Source organism: Nonomuraea sp. NPDC049421 (assembly GCF_040677005.1).
Lineage (GTDB): Bacteria > Actinomycetota > Actinomycetes > Streptosporangiales > Streptosporangiaceae > Nonomuraea > Nonomuraea salmonea.
In genome coordinates this window covers 107,830-127,234 of sequence record NZ_JBFAQA010000005.1, presented here as the reverse complement: position 1 = coordinate 127,234, position 19,405 = coordinate 107,830, and the positions used below count along the sequence as shown (strand labels likewise).

Annotated in this window: 16 protein-coding genes; 7 read left to right on the top strand and 9 right to left on the bottom strand. The window is 71.8% G+C overall.

The window, feature by feature from the left end:
• Window positions 1–177 precede the first annotated feature (177 nt).
• Together AB0K18_RS10900 and AB0K18_RS10895 are read left to right on the top strand one after the other, a co-directional pair.
• Entirely contained in the window at window positions 178–798 is a 621-nt protein-coding gene (locus tag AB0K18_RS10900; RefSeq protein ID WP_364913021.1) for a DUF3887 domain-containing protein, read from the top strand.
• A 25-nt stretch (window positions 799–823) separates the two neighbouring features.
• Window positions 824–1,879, top strand: coding sequence for an alpha/beta hydrolase (locus AB0K18_RS10895; RefSeq protein ID WP_364913018.1), 1,056 nt, complete (start codon window positions 824–826; stop codon window positions 1,877–1,879).
• Between the two features lie 9 nt (window positions 1,880–1,888).
• Here the strand turns inward: AB0K18_RS10895 and AB0K18_RS10890 are convergent, their stop codons facing one another.
• Entirely contained in the window at window positions 1,889–2,095 is a 207-nt protein-coding gene (locus tag AB0K18_RS10890) for a hypothetical protein (protein WP_355424071.1), read from the bottom strand.
• Window positions 2,096–2,265: 170 nt separating this feature from the next.
• On the opposite strand from AB0K18_RS10890, the gene AB0K18_RS10885 reads away from it, so the two are divergent.
• Window positions 2,266–3,900: a hypothetical protein gene (locus AB0K18_RS10885; protein ID WP_364913015.1), complete on the top strand. Its 1,635-nt coding sequence runs from the start codon at window positions 2,266–2,268 to the stop codon at window positions 3,898–3,900.
• A 39-nt stretch (window positions 3,901–3,939) separates the two neighbouring features.
• Here AB0K18_RS10885 and AB0K18_RS10880 read toward each other — a convergent pair whose 3' ends face one another.
• Complete coding sequence (locus tag AB0K18_RS10880) at window positions 3,940–6,726, bottom strand: BTAD domain-containing putative transcriptional regulator (protein WP_364913012.1); 2,787 nt, start codon at window positions 6,724–6,726, stop codon at window positions 3,940–3,942.
• Window positions 6,727–6,776: 50 nt separating this feature from the next.
• Window positions 6,777–9,554, bottom strand: a complete 2,778-nt coding sequence (locus tag AB0K18_RS10875) for a BTAD domain-containing putative transcriptional regulator (RefSeq protein WP_364913010.1) — start codon at window positions 9,552–9,554, stop codon at window positions 6,777–6,779.
• Between the two features lie 163 nt (window positions 9,555–9,717).
• Between AB0K18_RS10875 and AB0K18_RS10870 the strand changes: the two genes are divergently transcribed.
• Window positions 9,718–11,112, top strand: a complete 1,395-nt coding sequence (locus AB0K18_RS10870) for a hypothetical protein (RefSeq protein WP_364913007.1) — start codon at window positions 9,718–9,720, stop codon at window positions 11,110–11,112.
• A 22-nt stretch (window positions 11,113–11,134) separates the two neighbouring features.
• Here AB0K18_RS10870 and AB0K18_RS10865 read toward each other — a convergent pair whose 3' ends face one another.
• The 5 genes from AB0K18_RS10865 to AB0K18_RS10845 are packed head-to-tail and all read right to left on the bottom strand — an operon-like array spanning window position 11,135 to window position 16,712.
• The gene (locus AB0K18_RS10865) at window positions 11,135–12,226 is read right to left on the bottom strand and encodes a mandelate racemase/muconate lactonizing enzyme family protein (protein ID WP_364913004.1); all 1,092 of its coding nucleotides are present in this window, start codon (window positions 12,224–12,226) and stop codon (window positions 11,135–11,137) included.
• Entirely contained in the window at window positions 12,223–13,617 is a 1,395-nt protein-coding gene (locus AB0K18_RS10860; RefSeq protein WP_364913003.1) for a cellulase family glycosylhydrolase, read from the bottom strand. The genes AB0K18_RS10865 and AB0K18_RS10860 overlap by 4 nt, the downstream gene beginning before the upstream one ends.
• A 29-nt stretch (window positions 13,618–13,646) precedes the next feature.
• Window positions 13,647–14,492, bottom strand: a complete 846-nt coding sequence (locus AB0K18_RS10855) for a carbohydrate ABC transporter permease (RefSeq protein ID WP_364913000.1) — start codon at window positions 14,490–14,492, stop codon at window positions 13,647–13,649.
• Window positions 14,492–15,373, bottom strand: a complete 882-nt coding sequence (locus tag AB0K18_RS10850) for a sugar ABC transporter permease (protein WP_364912997.1) — start codon at window positions 15,371–15,373, stop codon at window positions 14,492–14,494. Before AB0K18_RS10850 ends, AB0K18_RS10855 begins: the two co-directional genes overlap by 1 nt.
• Window positions 15,374–15,383: 10 nt before the next feature.
• Entirely contained in the window at window positions 15,384–16,712 is a 1,329-nt protein-coding gene (locus AB0K18_RS10845) for an extracellular solute-binding protein (protein ID WP_364912995.1), read from the bottom strand.
• A gap of 154 nt (window positions 16,713–16,866) precedes the next feature.
• On the opposite strand from AB0K18_RS10845, the gene AB0K18_RS10840 reads away from it, so the two are divergent.
• Genes AB0K18_RS10840 through AB0K18_RS10830 form a run of 3 tightly spaced genes read left to right on the top strand, consistent with a single transcriptional unit; the run spans window position 16,867 to window position 18,422 of the window.
• Window positions 16,867–17,874: a LacI family DNA-binding transcriptional regulator gene (locus tag AB0K18_RS10840; protein ID WP_364912992.1), complete on the top strand. Its 1,008-nt coding sequence runs from the start codon at window positions 16,867–16,869 to the stop codon at window positions 17,872–17,874.
• 22 nt (window positions 17,875–17,896) lie between these two features.
• Entirely contained in the window at window positions 17,897–18,268 is a 372-nt protein-coding gene (locus AB0K18_RS10835) for a hypothetical protein (protein WP_364912989.1), read from the top strand.
• Entirely contained in the window at window positions 18,252–18,422 is a 171-nt protein-coding gene (locus tag AB0K18_RS10830; RefSeq protein ID WP_364912986.1) for a hypothetical protein, read from the top strand. The genes AB0K18_RS10835 and AB0K18_RS10830 overlap by 17 nt, the downstream gene beginning before the upstream one ends.
• A gap of 104 nt (window positions 18,423–18,526) precedes the next feature.
• On the opposite strand, the gene AB0K18_RS10825 is transcribed toward AB0K18_RS10830, so the two are convergent.
• Window positions 18,527–19,402, bottom strand: coding sequence for a hypothetical protein (locus AB0K18_RS10825; protein WP_364913630.1), 876 nt, complete (start codon window positions 19,400–19,402; stop codon window positions 18,527–18,529).
• Window positions 19,403–19,405: the final 3 nt, after the last annotated feature.

Here is a 19,405-nt window from a genome sequence, read left to right as displayed (position 1 = left end):
AGCTGGCACGAAATAAGGAGCAGCGGCGTGGAGTCGTACGACAGCCTGGCCTGCCGCCAGTGCGGGAGACCACTTCCCACCAGGTCAGGCCGGGGGAGGAAGCGCGAGTACTGCGACGCGACCTGCCGGAGCGCGGCGCGGAGGGCTCGCGATCAGGCGGAGCACGTAAAAGAGAACTTGACAGACACCGCTCGTAAAGGAGATATTGACGACGCAACGGAACCGGACCTGGCGGAGGCCGCGGGACGGTTGCTGGAGCGGCTGAGTGCCGCCGCCGCGCCGCTCGAGGCGGTCGCGGCGGCTCGCGACCTCGCGCGGGTGGCCGATCAGGCCATGCGGGCGGCGGTCGCCGGCGCGCGTACGGCCGGGCACACCTGGCAGGAGATCGGCGACGTGCTGGGCTCCAGCCGGCAGGCCGCGTTCCAGCGCTTCGGCCGGCCCCTCGACCCGCGAACAGGAGCTCCCATGACCGACACGATCCTGCCCGGCGCGGCCGACCGTACGACGGCGCTGGTCGCCGGCCTGGCCGACGGCCGGTGGGAGGAGGTGTGCCGCGACTTCGACGAGACGATGGCCGCCGGGCTCTCCCCCGACCAGCTCGCCACGATCTGGGCGCAGGTGGTCGGCGCGATCGGCGGTTACGAACGCATGGGCGAGCCGACGGCTCACCAGGCGGCCGACCACACCGTCGTGAACGCCCCGCTGTTCTTCGAGGCGGGCGAGCTGACCCTGCGCGTCACCTACGACCGCGACGGCAGGACCGCCGGGTTCTACCTCCTGCGCCCCGACGCTCTGTGACGTTCCCCGAGAAAGGGAGTGACCCATGCTCGTCCGCTCACGCCTGACCGCCTGCCTGTGCGCGTTCACCCTCCTGACCGCCGCGTACGTGGACGGAGCCGCCGCCGCTCCCCCGGCCGCCGCCTCCGCGCAGGCCCGCTGGGTCGAGGAGGAGGTGAGCTTCCGGGTGGACGGTATGACCGTGTACGGCACCTGGCGCCACCCGGCACGCGCGGGCAGACCCGTTCCGGCGGCGCTGCTGATCGCGGGCAGCGGCCCCACCGACCGCGACGGCAACAGCGCCCTGCTCAGCGGCGTCAACTCGCTGAAGTCGACGGCCGAGCTGCTGTCCAAGGCGGGCGTGGCGAGCCTGCGCTACGACAAGCTGGGCACCGGCAAGACCGGGCTCGGCCCGTACGCGGACAAGGTCGCCGATATCGGCGTCGGCGTCTTCGAGCGGCAGGCCCAGGCGGCGCTGGCGTTCCTGGCCAGGCGGCCCGGCGTCGACAAGCGCCGGCTCACGGCCATCGGGCACAGCGAGGGCGCGCTGTTCGCCCTCCTGCTCGCCACCAGGTCGAAGACCCCGGTGCGCGGCGTCGCCCTGCTCCAGCCGCTGAGCCGCCGCTACCTCGACGTCATCAGCGCCCAGGTCACCGCCCAGCTGCGGGCCCAGGTGCAGGCGGGCCTCATCACCGAGGCGCAGGCGAAGGAGATCGGGGACGCCATGGCGCGGGCCGTCGCGTCGCTGCGCGCCGACGGCACGGTGCCGCCGAATCTGCCCGGCGGCCTGTCGAGCCTGCTCTCCCCCGTGAACGCGAAGTTCCTGTCGGAGATCGACCGCCTCGACCCGCCCAAGGTCGCCGCCCGGCTCAAGCCCCGCACCCCGGCGCTGCTGAGCTGCAGCGACGCCGACATCCAGGTGAGCTGCGCGGACGTCGAGCACCTGGCCACCGGGCTGAGGAAGGCCGACACGACGTTCGTCCGGCTGACCGGGGTCAGCCACGTGCTCAAGGAGGACCCGAGCAGGACCGCCGAGCACTACGGCGACCCGCTGCCGTACTCACGGCAGCTCAAGAAGGCGCTCCAGGCGTTCGCCCGGTGACCGCCGCCTTCAGCCGAGCTCCTTACGGCCCTTGTCGGTCAGCGACGCCATGTGCACCGCCACCCCGAACGTGGTGAAGCCCGACCTGGCCGCCTTGGTGAACTCGGCGATCACCCGGTCGGACGGGTAGTCGTCGATGAGGAAGTCGTAGGCCGCGTCTCCGTGGTCACGGATGGCGGCAAGCACTGTCTTGGTGGTCAGCTCGGGGTTTCCCACGTTCTCCTCCAGCGGGTCGCCATGCCTCTACATTCGCACCGTCCGCCCGAACCCGCCATCCTGGAATTCGCATGATCACGGTTCGGTGTCACGCGAGTGGCCGATCTTGACGCGAGAGCCTCCGTACGACGTTATTAGAACGTACGTTCCCATCGTCTTCGGAGGTTCTCGTGCGTCATTCCCTCGTCCGCCGATTAGCCGCTCACCTGGGCGCCGCCGGCCTGGTCACGGGCCTGCTCACCGTCCCCACCCCCGCCGCCGCGGCGGCCACCGCCCCCGCCGACCTCGGGGTGACCACCCAGGCCTACAGCGCCGACCTGGCCGTCGGCGGCGGCCGGGTGTTCGTCGGCGCCGACGACCGGGTCATCGTGGCCGACGCCACCGGCATCCCCACCGGCGACGTCATCACCGGGCTGTCCGGCGTCCGCCAGCTTGCCATTGCCCAGGACGGCGCCCGCCTGTACGCGGCGCTCAGCGGCTCGAACGAGGTCGCCGAGATCGACACCGCGAGCCTCGCCGTCACCCGCAGGCTCGACCTGTCGTCACACCCGTGCCCGGTCAGTCTGGCGCTGCTGGGCGAGCGGCTGTGGGTGGGGCACGGGTGCGACACCGGCAAGGGCGGCGTCGTCGGCCTCGACCTGAGCGCGACCGCCCCCGTGCCGGTGGCGGTCGGCGGCGAGCAGCTGCGCGCTCCGGTGCTCGCGGCCGCCGGCGACACGCTGGTGGTCGGCCAGCGCAGCGTGCACGAGGGCGACCTGCTGGTCTACGACGTCGTCGGCGACACCCCCGAGCTGCGCGGCACCATCGAAGGCGACCAGGTCTACCTGGACTACCTGCGCGACCTCGCGCTGAGCTCCGACGGCACCGCGCTGTTCGCCATGGCCAGCAGCCCCAACGACGTCATCCGGTTCGACACCCGCACGCTGACCGTGACCGGCGAATACGGCGACGGCTGGGTCGGCTACGCGTCGGCCGTGGCACTTAGCGGCGACGGCGCCTACGTCGCCTTGGCCGCCGAATACGGCAACCACGACCTCACCGTCTACGACGCCGCGAGCGGCACGGCGCTGTTCGGGGCCGAGCAGTGGGACGCCGAGGCACTCCTGGACGGCGTCGCGTTCTCCGGCTCCGACGTCTTCATGCTGCTGCGCAGCACGACGGACCGGCTGCTGCTGTGGCGGGTGACCGGCGCCGAGCTGCCGGCCTCCACGCTGACGGTGACGGCCCCGACGTACGCGTACGTCGGCTCGCCGGCCACCATCGAGGGCCGGCTCACCCGTGCCGACGGCAAGCCGCTCGCGCTCAAGCCGCTCACCGTGGTCCGGCGCTCGACCTACGAGGGGAAGGAGCTGATCACCGGCGTGCGGACCGGCAAGGACGGCACGTTCAGCTTCGAGGACACCATGCAGGAGCGGGGCGAGTGGATCTACCTGGTGTACTGGGAGGGCGACGATCGCTACCGCCGCGCCGGCGCCTTCGCCGCCCTGAACGCCAGGGACAGGTCCACCCTCACCCTGGACGGCCCCGAGACGGGCACCGCCGGCACGACCGTGCAGCTGACCGGCACCTTGACGGCGAACGGCCGATCGCTCGGTTCGTGGACCACGTTCACCGTGCTGCGCAGCATCAAGGTCGACGGCGCCAGTGACAGCGTGACGCTCCCGCCGGTACGCCTGAACGCCGACGGCACGTTCACGCTCACCGACACCCTCACCACCGCCGGCCGCTACACCTACCTCGCGACATGGGGAGGTGACATCACGGCCGGCCCGGCCAAGGCCGTCCACCGCATCACGGTCGAGTGACGTGAGGGAAGCCCCGCCGCAGAACCGGCGGGGCTTCCTCTACAGCATGTGCCTGATCGGCTGGGGCATGCCGGGGACGGGCTGCGCCAGCAGGTCGTCCATTTCCGAGCGGGTCAGCAGGCGGGCCTCCAGGAGCGCGGTGAAGCAGCGGCGCCAGTCCCTGCGCGCCAGGTCCGTCCTGCCCAGGGCGTGCAGGGTCTGGGCGGACCACCAGGCGGCGACGGCGTAGCCGATGCGGTAGCCGCCCTCGTGCAGGAGCGTCAGCGCCACCTGGAAGGTTTCCGCGGCCTCCTCCAGGCGGCCGGCGTGCATGTAGGCGCGGGCCAGGGTCTCGCGGGACAGGCCCTCGCCGTACAGGCTGCCGGCCCACGCCGCGGTCGCCTCCTTCGCCTCGGCGACGGCCTCGTCGTAGCGGCCCTGCCGGTAGAGCACGTGCGCGCGGTTGTTGAGTATGGCCCCGCGCTGGTACTCCTCGCCCCTCGCCACGGCGATGGACAGCGCCTCCGACAGGTAGGTGTGGGCGAGGTCGAGCCGGTCCAGCTTGGTGTGGATGATCCCCAGATTGTTGACGGGCCCGGTGCGCCGGTGCGGCAGCCCAGCCTCGTCCCAGCGCTCCGCCGCCCGTTCCAGGTACGCGATGGCCTGCTCGTCGTGTCCCTGGTCGCGGTGGACCCAGCCGAGGTACGCCGACGCCTGCGCCTCACCCGCCCGGTCGCCGCACCGCGCGGCCAGCTCGACCGCGCCGGCGTGAACGTCGGCCAGGTGCGTGACCCAGCCCCGGTAGTTGAACGGCATGTGCAGCCCGAGCGCCAGCCCGAGGGCGACGTGCGGGACCGCGGACTCCATCGCCTGGTGGGTCACGGCGAGGAGGTTGTCCCGCTCCGCCTCGGTCCACCTGCCGGCCTCCTGCGCGTCGGCGAGCGGGACGCCGGGCAGTTCGGCCTCGTAGCAGGGCTCCATGGGCTGCGGGTGCACGAGCAGGGTGGCGGTGTTGAGCGTGGCCAGATAGTGGTGGTAGCCGCGGTCGAGCGCGGCGGCGCGCTCGTCCCCGGGCAGCTCGGCGGCCTGCTCCCTGGCGTACAGGCGGATGAGGTCGTGGAAGCGGTACCGGTCGCGGCCGGCCGGTTCCAGGATCCGGGCGGCGCGCAGGTGTTCGAGGGCCGCCTCCGCCCGTGGCTCCGGCCAGCCGGCCAGGGCGGCCGTGGCGGCCGGGGTGTGGGTCGGTGTGTCGAGCAGGCCCAGGAGCGGCAGTACGTGCGCGGCGTCGTGGCCGTCCTGCTCCTCGTGGAGCTGCCGGTGGCTGACCGCGATGCCGGCGCGTACCGCGAGGTCGTCGTACTGCAGGGTGTCGAGGCGGCGGGTGGCGTCGGCCAGGCGGCCGGCGAGGTCGGCCATCCGCCGGTCGGGCCGCGCCACCAGGCGGGCGGCGGCGATGCGCACGGCCAGCGGCAGGCCGCCGCAGAGCCGGGCGACCGCCGCGGCGGCCTCGGGCTCGCGCTCGACGCGCTCGGCACCGGCGATCCTGGACAGCAGCGTGACGGCGTCCCGGTGGCCGAGCCCGGCCAGGTGCAGCCGGCGGACGTCCCCCAGCTCCGCGTCCAGCCCGCCGAGTGCGGTGCGGCTGGTGATGACGGTACGGCAGCGCGGCCCGGCCGGGATGAGCGGCCGCACCTGCCGGGCGTCGAGCGCGTTGTCCAGGATGACGAGCAGCTCGCTCCCCGAGGTGAGCGACCGGTAGCGGGCCACCGCCCCCTCCACGTCGGACGGCACGGCGGACCCGTCGAGACCCAGCGACCGCAGCACGTGGCCGAGGCCGTCGGGCACGGGCAGGGGCGGCAGGCCGGGCGTGGAGCCGTTCATGTTGAGGTAGACGACGCCGTCGCGGAACCGCCCGGCCATCGTGTGCGCCACGTGCACGGCGAGCGCCGACTTGCCCACGCCACCCGGCCCGTCGATGACGGCCACGTTCGCGTGCAGCAGCGCCTCGCTCAGCCACGTCACCTCCTCCCGCCGGGCGGTGAAGGACCGTGTGTCGGCGGGCAGCTCGGCGGGGACGATCGTGGCCTGCCGCGCCGGCACGGGCAGGTCGAGCGCGGGGTCCCTGGCGAGGATGGCTTCCCGCAGCCGGCGCAGCGGGGCGCCCGGCTCCAGGCCGAGCTCCTCGACCATGGCCGCGTGCCCCTCCTGGTAGACCGCGAGCGCCTCGCCCGGCTGCCCCGCCCGGTAGAGCGCCAGCATGAGCTGCGCGCGCGGCCCCTCACGCAGCGGGTACGCCTTGACGTGCGGCACGAGGTCGGCCATCACCGCGAGCTGGTCACCCGCGGCCAGCCGCAGCTCGGTGTGATCCTCGAAGAGGGCGACGCGTTCCGCCTCCAGGCGCTTGGCCTCCTCCTGCGCCCACGGCTCGTCCAGCCAGGCCAGGGCCGGTCCCCGCCACAGGTCCAGCGCCTGGCGGAACCACCTGTCCGCCGTGCCGGACTCGCCCCGGTCGCGGGCCGTGCGCGCCTGGCCGGCCAGCAGCGTGAACCGGTGCGCGTCGACCTGCTCGCGGGGAACGTCGAGCAGGTAGCCGCCGGGCACGGTCACGATGGCGTCGGAGCCGAGCGTGTCGCGCAGCTTCGACACGACGATGTTGACCTGTTTGGCGGCCGTGGCCGTGGAGGTCTGCCCCCACACGTCGGCGACGAGCCGGCGCGTGGTGACGGGCCGGCCCGCGTCAAGGGCCAGGCGGGTCAGCACGGCGACGCGGCGGCGGCCGGCCACCCGCAGCGGCCGTCCGTCCATCGTGATCTGCCAGGGCCCGAGCAGCCCGATCTCGAGTGTCATCAGGGCAGGACCCTACGCAGGCGCGGTATGCCGCCGGTATGTCCTGGTTCTCAGAGCTGGTTCTTGATCGCCTCGGGCAGGTCGGGGACCGGCTGCGCGAGGTAACGGGCCTCCTCCTCGGGCGTGAGCAGCCTGGCCTCGCGCAGGATCGCCAGCGACACCCGCCACGACTCCCTGGCCTCCTCGTGCCGGCCCAGGTCGTACAGGGTGTGACCGAGCCACCAGTGGGACACGGCGAGGCCCATGGTGTAGCCGGCCTCGCGCTGGCACTCGATGGCCACGCGGTACTCGCCGACCGCCTCCTCGAGCGAGCCCCGCGCCCGCAGGCAGTCGCCCAGCGTGTCGTGCGCGGTGCCCACCGCGCCGGCGTTGCCCTGATCCTTCACCGTCAGCGACAGGGCGAGCCGCGCCTCGTCCACGGCCTCGGCGTGCCTCCCCTGCCGGTGATAGACCTGCGCCCGGTTGGAGCGGACCATCCCCTCGTGCAGGGTCCGCCCCTCTTCCTGGGTGATGGCGAGGGCGCCGCGCAGCGCGTTGAGCGCGTCGTCGTAGCGCTTCATCTGGGTGTAGGTGATGCCGAGGTCGTTGTAGAGGCCGGCCTTCCTGCGGGACGATTCCGTCCGATCGACGCATGCCAGCGCGTCCTCCAGGCAGCGCACGGATTCCTGGAGATCGCCGACCTGCTGATGGATGCCGGCGAGCCCCTGCAGCAGGTTGACCTGAGCCTGCCAGTCCGCCCGCTCCCTGGCCTGCCGCAGCACCTCCGCACCCACTTCGAGTGCCTCGGCGAACCATCCCCTGCGGTCGAACAGCCACAGCAGGTGGTGGGCGAGCCCGACCGCCGAGCCGTCGGCCAGCCGCGCCGCCTGGCGTACCGTGGCGACGAGGTCGGCCCGCTCCTCGACCAGCCAGGCGTTGGCGGCCTCCAGCGTGGGCAGCTCCTCGCCTGCCTGGTCGGTGGCGTACATGCCGGCCTCCGTGTGGTCGTTCAGCAGGTCGGCGGCCCGTTGCGCGGTGGCCAGGTAGTGGTGCAGCACGCGGCGGGTCGCGCTCGCGCGTTCGTCGTCAGGGAGGTCCTGCTCGCGCGCGTACAGGCCGACCAGGTCGTGGAGCTGGTAGCGGTCCGGCCCCGCGTGTTCGAGCAGGCGGGCGTCGAGGAGGTGTTCCAGGGCGGTCTCGGCGCGGTGCTCCGGCCAGCCGGCCAGCGCGGCCGTGGCGGCGGGCGTGTACGTGGGCAGGTCCGCCAGCCCGAGCAGGCAGAGCAGGTGCGCGGCGTCCTGGCCGGCGGGCTCCTCGCGCAACTGCTGATGGCTGACCGCGAGGCCGGCGCGTACCGCGAGGTCCGCGTACTCCAGCAGGTCGAGCCGTCTGGTGGCGTCGGCGAGACGGGCCGCGAGGTGGGACAGCGGACGGTCGGGACGTGCGGCCAGGCGCGCGCCCACGATGCGCAGCGCGAGCGGGAAACCGCCGCAGAGCCGGACGATCTCCTCCGCCGCCCGCGGCTCGGCCTCCAGGCGACCGGATCCGACGATCCGGGCGAGCAGGGTGGCCGCGTTGGCGTCGTCGAGCCCGCCCAGGTGAAGGTGCCGGGCGTTGCTAAGGGTGGCGAGCGGGTCGCGGCCGGTGATCAGCACCCGGCAGCCGGGCCCGGCCGGGATGAGCGGGCGTACCTGGCGGACGTTGCGGGCGTTGTCGAGGATGACCAGCAGGTCGCTCGCGGCGGTGAGCGAGCGGTAGCGGGCGGCGGCCTCCTCGGCGTCGGAGGGGATGGCGGCGCCGTCGAGGCCGAGTGAGCGCAGCAGGTGGCGCAGCGCCTCGATGGGGGCGAGCGGGGCGAGCCTGGCGGTGGAGCCGTGCAGGTTGACGTAGATGACGCCGTCGGTGAAGCGGCCGGCGACGCCGTGCGCGACGTGGACGGCGAGCGCCGACTTCCCGACGCCGCCCGGCCCGTCGATCACGGTCACCATGACGTCGCTCAGCAGGTCGGCCCGCAGCCGGTCCGCCTCGTCCGCCCGCGCCGTGAACGCCTGGACGTCGGCGGGCAGCTCCGCCGGAGGAACGTGCTCGAGCCGCCGCGTCCTGGGCAGGTCGAGTGCGGAATCCTTGGCGAGGACGGCCTGGTGCAGCCGGCGGAGCTCGGCGTCCGGCTCGATCCCCAGCTCGTCCACCATGGCCCGGCGCAGGCGCCGGTACGTCTCCAGCGCCTCGGGCGCCCGGCCGTCCCGATACAGCGCGAGCATGAGCTGGCCGGTGAGACGTTCGCGCAGCGGGTGCGCCCGGACGAGCCCGGCGAGCTCGCCGGCCAGGGCCCGCTGGTCGCCGGCGGCCAGCCGCAGCTCGGCGTGGTCCTCAAGGACGCTGAGCCGCTCCGCCTCCAGCCGCTCGGCCTCGATGCCCGCCCAGGGCGCGTCCACCTCGGTCAGCGCCGGCCCCCGCCACAGCTCCAGCGCGCCGCGGAACAGCGCGTCCGCGGTGGCCGTGGCGCCGTCCGCGCAGGCGGCGCGGGCCTGCCTGGACAGGTGGGCGAAGGCGTGCACGTCCACGTGGTCGCGTTCGACGGCGAGCCGGTAGCCGCCCGGCACGGTCTCGATGACGCCGGGGCCGAGCGTGTCGCGCAGCTTCGAGATCACGATGTGCAGCTGCTTGGTGGCGGTGGCGGCGGAGCTGCTCGCCCACACGTCGGACAGCAGTGTCTCGGTGAGCACGACCTGCCCGGCGTCGAGGGCGAGCCGGGCCAGCACGCCGATCCGCCGCTCCCCGCCGATCGTGACCGCCCTGCCGCCCGCCTCGACCTCCAGCGGACCCAGTAACTTGATCTCCAGGCTCAAGCGAACGCTCCCGTCGTCAGCCAAGATCACAAATTCTAGTCACCGCGCCGGTTCGCCCGCTGGCGGCTTGTGACGATCCACCTATGACGTCCGCATACCGGACGCATACCGCCGGTCGTTACGCTCACCGGTCCCACCCCTGATCACCTGGCGAAGGAACCCCGTGACCCGTCTCGCGCTCGCGACCGTGCTCGCCGTGCTGCTGTCAATGCTTCCCGGCGTGTCCCACGCCGCCGCCCCCGGCGTCCTGGGCACGGTGGGCAACCTCATACGCGAGGAGCAACCACGCGCCGACGGGGTCAGGCACACCGACACCAAGGCGATCATCGCCGGGCTCAAGGCGATCAACGCGAACACCTACGTGTATCCGATGGCTGGTGACGACGTGCAGTGGACCGACCTGCGCGACGAGTTCCTGCCTGCGGCCGCCGCGGCGGGGGTCGACGTCTGGGTGCTGGTGTACTCGCCGAGCCAGGCGGGCTGCTGCGTGTCGAGGCCGTTCAGGCACGACTACGTCGCCTGGTCGCGCGAGATCGCCACGCTCGCCGGGAGCCACCCGAACCTGACCGGCTGGACGGTGGACGACTACGCCTACGACCTGCGCGCGTTCACCCCCGCCTACCTCCGGCAGATGCGGGCGGCGGCCGAGGCGATCAGCCCCGACCTCAAATTCGTCCCGACCGTCTACTACCCCCAGTTCACCGACGCGTTCGTCGCCGAGCAGATCCCGCTGCTGGACGGGGTCATCTTCCCCTTCCGCGACGAGCCGTACCGCGACACCTCCTGGCCGTGGAGCCTGTCGTACCAGGTGCGGCAGCTCGCCCAGCGGCTGCCCGGCACCGAGATCTACCTGATGCCCTACGCCCACCCCCTGAGCCACGCCGCCCAGAAGCCCACGGTGTCCTACGTCGAGGCGGTCACCAGGAAGGGCGTCGAGCACGTCCGCAGCGGTGAGCTGGCCGGCGTGCTGCAGTACAAGCTCCCGTACCACTCCCGCGACCTGGCGTGGACACGCCCCGCGGCCGACAACCTGGCCCGCACGGGCTCCGGGCGGCTGAGCTTCGTGGTCCAGCAGAACACCGCGACCACGGCCGGCATGTGGTGCGGCGCGACGCGGACGGCCACCCTGACCTCGGGGACGGTCAAGCGGATCACCTTCCACCACAGCGACACCCGCGGGCCGCAGGATCCGGCGGGCCACCACGTCAAGCAGTTCCTGCTCAACGGCACGGTGGTCTGGGAACGTGACGTCACGGCGGGCACGTGGGTGCGGGCGACGGTCGACGTCACGTCCCGGCTGGCCGGCGCGACGAGCGCGACGCTGCAATGGCGTCTGTACGAGCGCAAGGCCGTGACCAACTACGTCGTGGACGCCGGCGTGGACGACATCACCCTCACCGGCATGACGATGAGCGATCCGGGCGTGGAGAACGCCGCCGTCTGGACGCCGAACCTCGCCCGCCGGGGCGGCCCGGTCTACTGCTCGGCGCAGGTCTACCACGAGAACTACGGCGCCGACCTCGGAGCGCTCATCGCCGGCCTGTACGCCACCGGGTGAGGCTTCTCACGCCGACGGGTGATCAGGCGCGGGTCAGGGCCCGGTCGGCGGTGCGGGCGAAGGACGGCAGCAGCTCGACGCCCCAGCCGGGTTCCGTCGGCACCGGGACTTCGCCGTCGCGCACCTCGGGCAGCGGCCCGTAGACGTCCTGCGTCCACGGGGTGGTCTCGATGCTCCACTCCTGCGGATGCACGCAGGCCGGCATCGCCGCGGCCAGGTGGAGGGTGAAGACGCGCAGCAGGGAGTCGTTCGCGCAGTGCGGGGTGCACGGGATCCCGGCGGCCTCGGCGAGCACGGCGACCTTGCGGGCGCGCGAGACGCCGCCGATGTAGCCGATGTCGGGCTGCACGATGTCCACCGCGCGCATCGCGATCATGCGGCCGAACTGCGGCAGCGAGAAGTCCTGCTCGCCGCCGGAGACGGCGATGTCGAGGGCCGCCGTGACCTGGGCGGTCGCTTCGAGGTCGGTGAACGGGCAGGGCTCCTCGAAGTGGAAGTAGCCGTGCTCCTCCAGCATCCGGCCGACCCTGATCGCCCTGGGCACCGAGTACCCGCCGTTGGCGTCCGCCGACAGGTCGACGTCGGGGCCGAGCGCGTCGCGCAGGTGCGTGATGATCCGCTCGGTACGCCCAGGCGCCGCGTCGCCGTCGCGCCCCATCGCCTCCCCCACCCGGATCTTGACCGCCCTGAACCCCTGCTCGCCGATGAGCCGGCCGAGCCGCTCCGCCTCGTCCTCGGGGGTGATGGCGCGGGACATGCTGGAGGCGTACATGGGGACGGACGTGCGCGCGTGCCCGCCGAGCAGCTGGCACACCGGCCGGCCCGCCGCCTTGCCCATGATGTCCCAGAGCGCGGTCTCCACTCCGGCGAGCGCGCGGTGCAGGAAGCTGCTCGGGAACTTGTAGTGCGTCCGCAGGCAGGCGTCGACCAGCGCCTCGGCGTCCCACGGGTCGCGGCTGACGAACATCGGCGCGACCATCGAGTGCAGCACGCTGACCGTGGTGGCCGCCTCGTACGGCGCGGTCTGCCCGATGCCCTCCAGGCCGTCGTCGGTGCGGACCAGGACGACGGCGAGCTTGCCCCGGGTCAGGGTCTCGATCTCGGTGATCTTCACAGGTGCTTCCTCAGCGTCTCGGCGAGGGGCGTCCGTACGGCGCAGCGGTCGAACCGGAACGAGTCCGCCAGCTCCCTGGCCTGTTCCGCGTCGATGCCGGCGAAGAGCGCGGCGAACTCGTCCACCATCGGCTCGGCCAGCAGGATGTGCCGCACCAGCACGTGGATCCACTGCTTCTGGCCGAACGGCGACGGGTCGAAGCCCGGGAACTCCTCGGCCACGGTCCGCTCGATCGGCTCCAGCAGGTGCCGGACGCCGGTGTCCACGCCGCCCCACACGTCCACGCCCAGCCGGGCCTTCTTCTCCAGGACGGGCGCGATCCTGCGCAGGTACGGCGAGTCCGCGGCGGCGTGCACGACGCCCTGCAGCCCGATGTCCTTGTACGTCCACAGGCTCCAGCCGGCCCCGTACGCGTCGTAGATGCCGAGCTGGTCGGCCAGCACGCGGTAGCGGGCGCCGTCGAGCGCCGGGTCACCCCCGTACGGCGTGCTGTAGACCGGCCCGAACTCCCCCACCCAGATCGGCGTCCCGGTACGCCGCATGTACTCCGCCCGCTCCAGGAACCTGGCCTCCAGGTAGTCGCGATCGACGTGCCGCCCCCGCGAGGGGCCCGGGTAGTCGCCGCTGTCGGCGAAGCCGGCCAGCGCGTAGTCGTGCACGGTGTAGACCGTGCCGGGCAGCGGGTCGGCGAACAGCTCGAAGTCGGTGGCGTGCCGGTTGCCGTCCAGGAAGAGGACGTGCGACGGATCGACGGCCCTGATCGCGGCGTGCAGCCGCTCGTAGAACGGCCCGATGCGCTCGCCCGACGGGTCGGCCGGCTCGTTGAGCGGGTTGTAGCCCGCCACCCACGGGTTGTCCTTGTACCGGTCGGCCAGCGCCTCCCACAGGTGCACGACCCGGTCCTGGAAGTGCCGGTGCGTCCAGAACAGCGACCGGTGCGTGGGGTTGTCGCTGTGCCAGCGCTGGTTGTGGTAGCCGGGCGCGGCGTGCAGGTCGAGCACGGTGTAGAGGCCGTGCCGCGCGCACGTCTCGATCACCCGGTCGAGCAGCAGGAAACCCTCGTCCTTGAGCCGCATCGGCCGGTCGTCGTCCTCGAAGTGCCGGTAGTTGAACGGCACCCTGACGCTGTTCATGCCGAGATCGGCGAGGAAGCGCGCGTCGTCGTCGGTGAAGAACACCTCCAGGAAGCGCTCGAAGAAGGCGTCGTAGACGTCCTGCCCGAGCACCCGGCGCAGCGCGGCGCGCTGCAGCTCCTCGGTCGAGGGGTAGCCGGTGATGAAGTTCTCCATGTTCATCCAGCCGCCGAGCCCGACGCCGCGCAGGCGAACCGTCTCGCCGGACGCGGTCACCAGTCGGTCGCCGTCGATGTGCAGCCTTGCGGACTCGTGCATGGTGGTGGGATCTCTCCTTGGGGTGGGGGTCATTTGCCGAAGCCGGCCGTGAGGCCGCGTACGAGGTGGCGGCGGCCCAGCACGTACGCGACGAGCATGGGGAGGGTGGACAGCACCACGGCGGCCAGCACCGCGGGGACGTCCACGGTGAACTCGCCCTGGAACGCCCACAGCGCCATCGGCAGCACGCGCAGGTCGGGGCTCTGGGTGAGGATGAGGGGGAACAGGAAGCCGTTCCAGACGTGCAGCGCGTCGTAGATGCCGACCGTGACCAGGGCGGGACGGGCCAGCGGCAGCACCAGCCGCCACAGCATGACCCAGTCGCCCGCCCCGTCCATCCGCATCGACTCGAACAGCTCCCTGGGGATGTCGCGGATGAAGTTCGCCAGGATCAGCACCGTGATCGGGATCGCGAAGCCGATGGACGGCAGGATCAGCGCGAGCAGGCTGTCGTACAGGTGCAGGCGGGTGATCATGTAGTAGAGCGGGATGATCGTGGCGTGCACGGGGATCGCCAGGCCCAGCAGGAAGACCGAGAAGCCGGTACGCGCGAGCCTGCCCTCACCGCGCACCACCCCGTACGCCGCCATCAGCGAGAACGCGACCGTCACCACGACCGAGACCACCGTGATGATCACGCTGTTGAGGAAGTAGCGGCCGAACCCGCTCTCCAGCACCAGCGCGTAGTTGTCGAGCGAGACGCTGTCCGGCAGGGCCAGCGGGTTGCTGTCGAAGAAGCCGGTCTGGCTGCGCAGGCTGGAGATCACCACGTAGTAGATGGGCACGATGATGACGGCCAGCCAGACGAGGCCGCCGATGCCGGCGCCGACGTTGGGCAGCCGCCGTACCTTGGTCCTGGTCAGGGTGGTGGCCATCAGAGCCCTTCCTGTTCGCTGCGCATGCGGGCGAAGCCGGTGTACTTGGTCAACGAGAAGGCCAGCGCCAGCCCGGTCACGACCAGGATCACGGCGAGCACGCTGGCCTTGCCCATGTCGTTGGCCGAGAAGCCGGTGAGGTACATGTCGAGCGGCAGCAGCCGCGTGGCGTTGCCAGGACCGCCGCCGGTGAGCACGAACACCACGTCGAAGTACGTCAGCGAGCCGGTCACCATGAGCGTGGACGACGTGACGACGGTGTTGCGGAGCTGCGGCAGGGTGACGTAGCGGAACTGCTTGACGCGGCCGGCGCCGTCGATGTCGGCGGCCTCGTACAGGGAGGCCGGGATCTGCCGGACGGCGGCCTGGTAGAGCAGGGTGTGGAAGGGCACGAACTGCCATGCGATCACGAAGATCACGACGTACAGCACGAGGTCGGGGTCGCCGAGCCAGTCGAGGCTGAGGAAGCCGAGGCCCGGCACCCCGCCGAGGCCGAAGTTCGGGTCGAGCACGGCCTTGAACGCGATGGCCACGGCGGCCGACGAGAGCAGCAGCGGCAGGAAGTACAGCACGGCGAGCACCGCCCGGTAGCGCTGGGTCCCCGCGGTGAACACGCCGAGCAGCAGGCTGATCGGCGTCTGCACCACCCACGAGAACACCATGATCTTCAGGGTGAGCAGGAGCGCGTTGCCGGTCACCGGGTCGCGCAGCACCTCGGCCCAGTTGCCGAGGCCCTCCCACGAGATCTCGCCGAGGCCGTCCCACCGGGTGAGGCTGAGGACCACCGCGCCCGCGAGCGGGATCACGGCGAACACCACGAACATCGCCAGCGCCGGCAGGGTGAACAGCCCGCTGCGGGTGCGGGCTCGGGTTGCGGACACGTGCATCGCCTCAGCCGGTGATCGTGGCGTTCATGGTGGTGGCGAACTGCTCTGGGGTGATCTCTTCGAGGAAGACCTGCTGCAGCGTGGTCAGCAGCTTGTCGCCCGCCTCGGGGGCGAGTGCCTGGTCCAGGCTGAGCTGGAAGTTCGGCGCCTTCTTCGCCGTCTCGTAGATCATCGAGTAGTACGCGGGGTCGTCCGACTTGGCGATGGCGTCCTCCGCTCCTTCCACCGGCGGGACGTTGCCCACGGCCAGCAGGTCGGCGGCGTACTTCTCGTTCAGCAGATCGCTCTTGACGTACTCACGGGCCGCCTGCTTCTGCTCCGGCGTCGCCGCCGCCGAGATCGACCAGAAGTTGGTCGGGTTGCCCACCACGTTCGCGGGGTCGCCCTTGCCGCCCTCCACCGCGGGGAACGGCACGTAGCCGAGCTTGCCGTCCTTGACGAACCGCGGGTTCGCCGTCTTGATCGTCTGGTACGTCGCGGGCAGCCCGAGCGTCATCGCGGCCTTGCCGGTGTAGAGCAGGGCCACGTCGGCGCCGCTGTCGGTGGAGATCGAGGAGAAGCCCTTGACGAAGCCGCCCGCCTTGACCAGCTCCTGGATCTTCTTGTTGGCCTCCGTCACCGCCGGGTCCGACCAGGCGTTCGGCTTGCCCGCGGTGATGTCGTCCATGACGCGCGGGCCGCCGATGCGGTCGACCAGGTACGCCAGCCACGGCAGCAGCGGCCACTTGGCCTGGCCGCTCACGGTGAACGGCGCGATGCCCGCCCCCGTGAACTTCGGCACCAGCGCCATCAGCTCGTTCCACGTCTTGGGCGGCTGGGCGCCGATCTTGGCGAACAGGTCCTTGTTGTAGTAGACGACCACCGGTTTCACGCCGTTGTTCGGCACCGCGTACGTCTTGCCGTCCACCTTGCCGACCGCGGCGATCGAGGGCAGGAACCGGTCCTTGACCGCGGGGTCCTCGGCGAGGTCGCTCAGGTCCTCGACGGCGCCGGCGGCCACGTACGACTTGAGCACGCCGCCGCCCCAGCCGTAGATCAGCGTGGGGGCCTGCTTCGCGCCGACGGCGGTGCGGATCTTCTGCTTGTAGGGGTCGTTGGCGAACTCCTGGATGGCGAACTTCTGCCCTTCGTGGGCCGCGTTCCAGGAGTCGAAGGAGTTCTGGAAGGCCTTGGCGGTGACGCCGCTGATGATCCACGCGGAAGGGCCTCCCGCGTCCGCCGAGGTGCTCCCGGCCTGCCGGGGACCGGAGGTCCCGCAGGCGGCGACGCCCGCCGTCAGCACGGCGAGCCCGATCGCGAGCAGTGGTCTGGGGGATCCGACCGCTGTCTTCATGTCCTTCACCTTCCTGCGCACCCGCCGGAGACAGGGCTCCGGCATGACACCGCACACAGCCGGTCTTGCTGCGGTTAGTCCGACATGGTGCAAGTCCGCTCACGCCGATGTCAATCGTTATCGATAACGTTTTACATGCGCTAGGATCGGCGCCGTGAACAGTGGCCGCGTGACGATCCGCGACGTCGCCGAGCATGCCGGGGTGTCGGTGGCGACGGTGTCGAAGGTGCTCAACGACCGCTACGGCGTGGCGGCCGCCACCGTCGACCGGGTGCGCGAGGTGATCGCCGAGCTGGGCTACGAGTCCAGCCTCGTGGCCCGCAGCCTGCGCAACCAGCGCACCAACGTCATCGGCGTCCTGGTCTGGGACATCGAGCCGTTCAGCGCCGAGCTGCTCAAGGGCGCCGCCCGCGCGATCAGGGGCACCGACTACGAGCTGGTGGTCTACGCGGGCGGCGGCAAGGGCTCGGGCCGGCTCGGCTGGGAGCGGCGCTACCTGTCGCGCCTGTCCGGCACGCTCATCGACGGCGCGGTGCTGGTCACGCCCACGGTGCTCGACGTCGACGGCGGCACCCCGGTCGTGGCCGTCGATCCGCACAGCGGGCGCGAGACCGTCCCGACGGTCGACGCCGACAACCTCCAGGGCGGCCGCCTGGCCACCGAACACCTCATCGCCCTCGGCCACCGGCGCATCGGCTTCCTCGGCCGGCCGCCCCGCGACCTGGAGTCGGGCCCGCTACGCGAGGAGGGCTACCGCTCCGCCCTGGCCGACGCCGGCCTCCCGCTTGACCCCGCCCTCATCCGCGTCGCCGGCTACGACGAGACCGACGCCCGCAACACCGTCCGGGAGCTGCTCACCCTCCCCAGCCCACCCACGGCGATCTTCGCCGCGAACGACGTCTCCGCCATCTCCACGATCGAGGTGGCCACGTCGATGGGCCTGCGCGTCCCAGAAGACCTCTCGGTCATCGGCTTCGACAACGTCCCCGAGAGCATGATGAGCGACCCGCCCCTGACGACGGTCGAGCAGCCGATCCAGCAGATGGGCCTGATAGCCGTCGAGATGCTCCTCGACCTGCTGGCCGGCCGCGACCCCGCCCAACGCCACGTCCGCCTCCCCACCCGCCTCGTCCCCCGCTCCTCCTGCGCCCCGCCGAAGTAGGGACCATGCCGAAGGAGGAACCATGCCGCCTCAGGACGATCTCCGCAGCCTCGCGCACGCCAAGCTCGTGCGGCACCGCGTCCTCGCCGCACAAGCCGTCCCCTTACCGAGGGACGTCCTGGCCGTGCTGGTGAACGACCCCTCCCGATCCGTCCGGCGCGTGCTGGCGGCCCGTACCGACCTGGACGCCTGGGACCTGCTCCGCCCCCTGGCGAACGACCCCGACCTCAGAACCCGCCAGACCCTGGCCGCCAACCCCTCCTGCCCCGCCGACCTCCTGCTGATCCTGGTCGACGACCCGCACGGGTCGGTGCGCTGGGACCTGCCCTCCCACCCGCGACCGCTCGGCCCGCGTCCGCGCGACCCTGCTGAAGTTCGTGGAACTGGACGATGAGGACCTCCGGCTGCTCGCCAAGGACCGCTCACTGAACGTGCGCTGGTGGCTCGCCACCTGGCCCACCACCCCACGAGAGATCCTGGAGATTCTGCTCCAGGACCCGAACGAGGAAGTCTCCAGACAGGCGAATGCGACCCTGCACGACCGCTGATCGCCTCTGGTGCTACGGCAGGTTGTAGCGGCTGACGGCCAGGTACGTCTCCGGCGTCGCCGCTTCGAGACGTTCCGCTCCCGGCATGCCGGTTTCGCGACTCCTCAAGGGTGGATGACGGGTGGGTGGGTGGCGATGAGGTGCTGAAGTGCAGTCGCCACCGCGTGGACGAGCGCGGGCTGTGAGGCGTCCCAGGCGAGATGGAGGCCGCTGTGGCTGCGCAGGATGAGCCTGCTGTACAACAGGATCGGCAGGATGGCGTTGTTCTTGAAGCGGCGGTCGGGGCCGCCCTTGACGTTGACGTAGCGCCAGGTGGAGCTTACGACCGTGCCGTCGCGTGGCACCGGCCCTTCCTCGATGAAGCGCGAAGGTTCCACGGCGACCTGGAGGTGCTGGTACGCGAGGTCGGCGATGTGGCGGCCGTCCTGGACCAGGACGCGATCGGGGAGGAAGTGCACCGACAGGCTGCCCGCGGTCAGGGTCGGGACGGCGACGTTGGTGACCAGCATCCGCGGTCCCGCGAACCGGACCGCGGCGTTCAGCCTGCGCAGCAGCGTGGAGGCGCCGGCGTTCACCTTGAACTGGTAGGTGTCGATGACCGCGCCCGATGCGGTGATCAGCCAGAATCCGTGGGCCCGCTGGAGGCCGGCGATCGAGGCGACGAGGTGATCGAAGCGCTGGGCGGCCTCGTCGGTCACGTCGTACATGACGACCACCGCGCGCGCCGCCCGATCGCGCAACGCCACCCAGAGCACGAAAGGCAGTCCGACGGCGATGACGACCAGTCCGAAACGCCCCGTGACCAGCCCCGAGGCGAGCAGCGCAGCCAGCGCGAACGGCCAGTACGCCCGGCGCGCGGCGGCCCGCTGCACCTGCTGGACGATGTCGCTCGGCTGCGCCGGGACCAGGCTGACGGCATCATGCATGACGACGTCACGTCCGGACGCGGTGGTGCGGTAGGAGACCATGCCGTGCCCCATGCG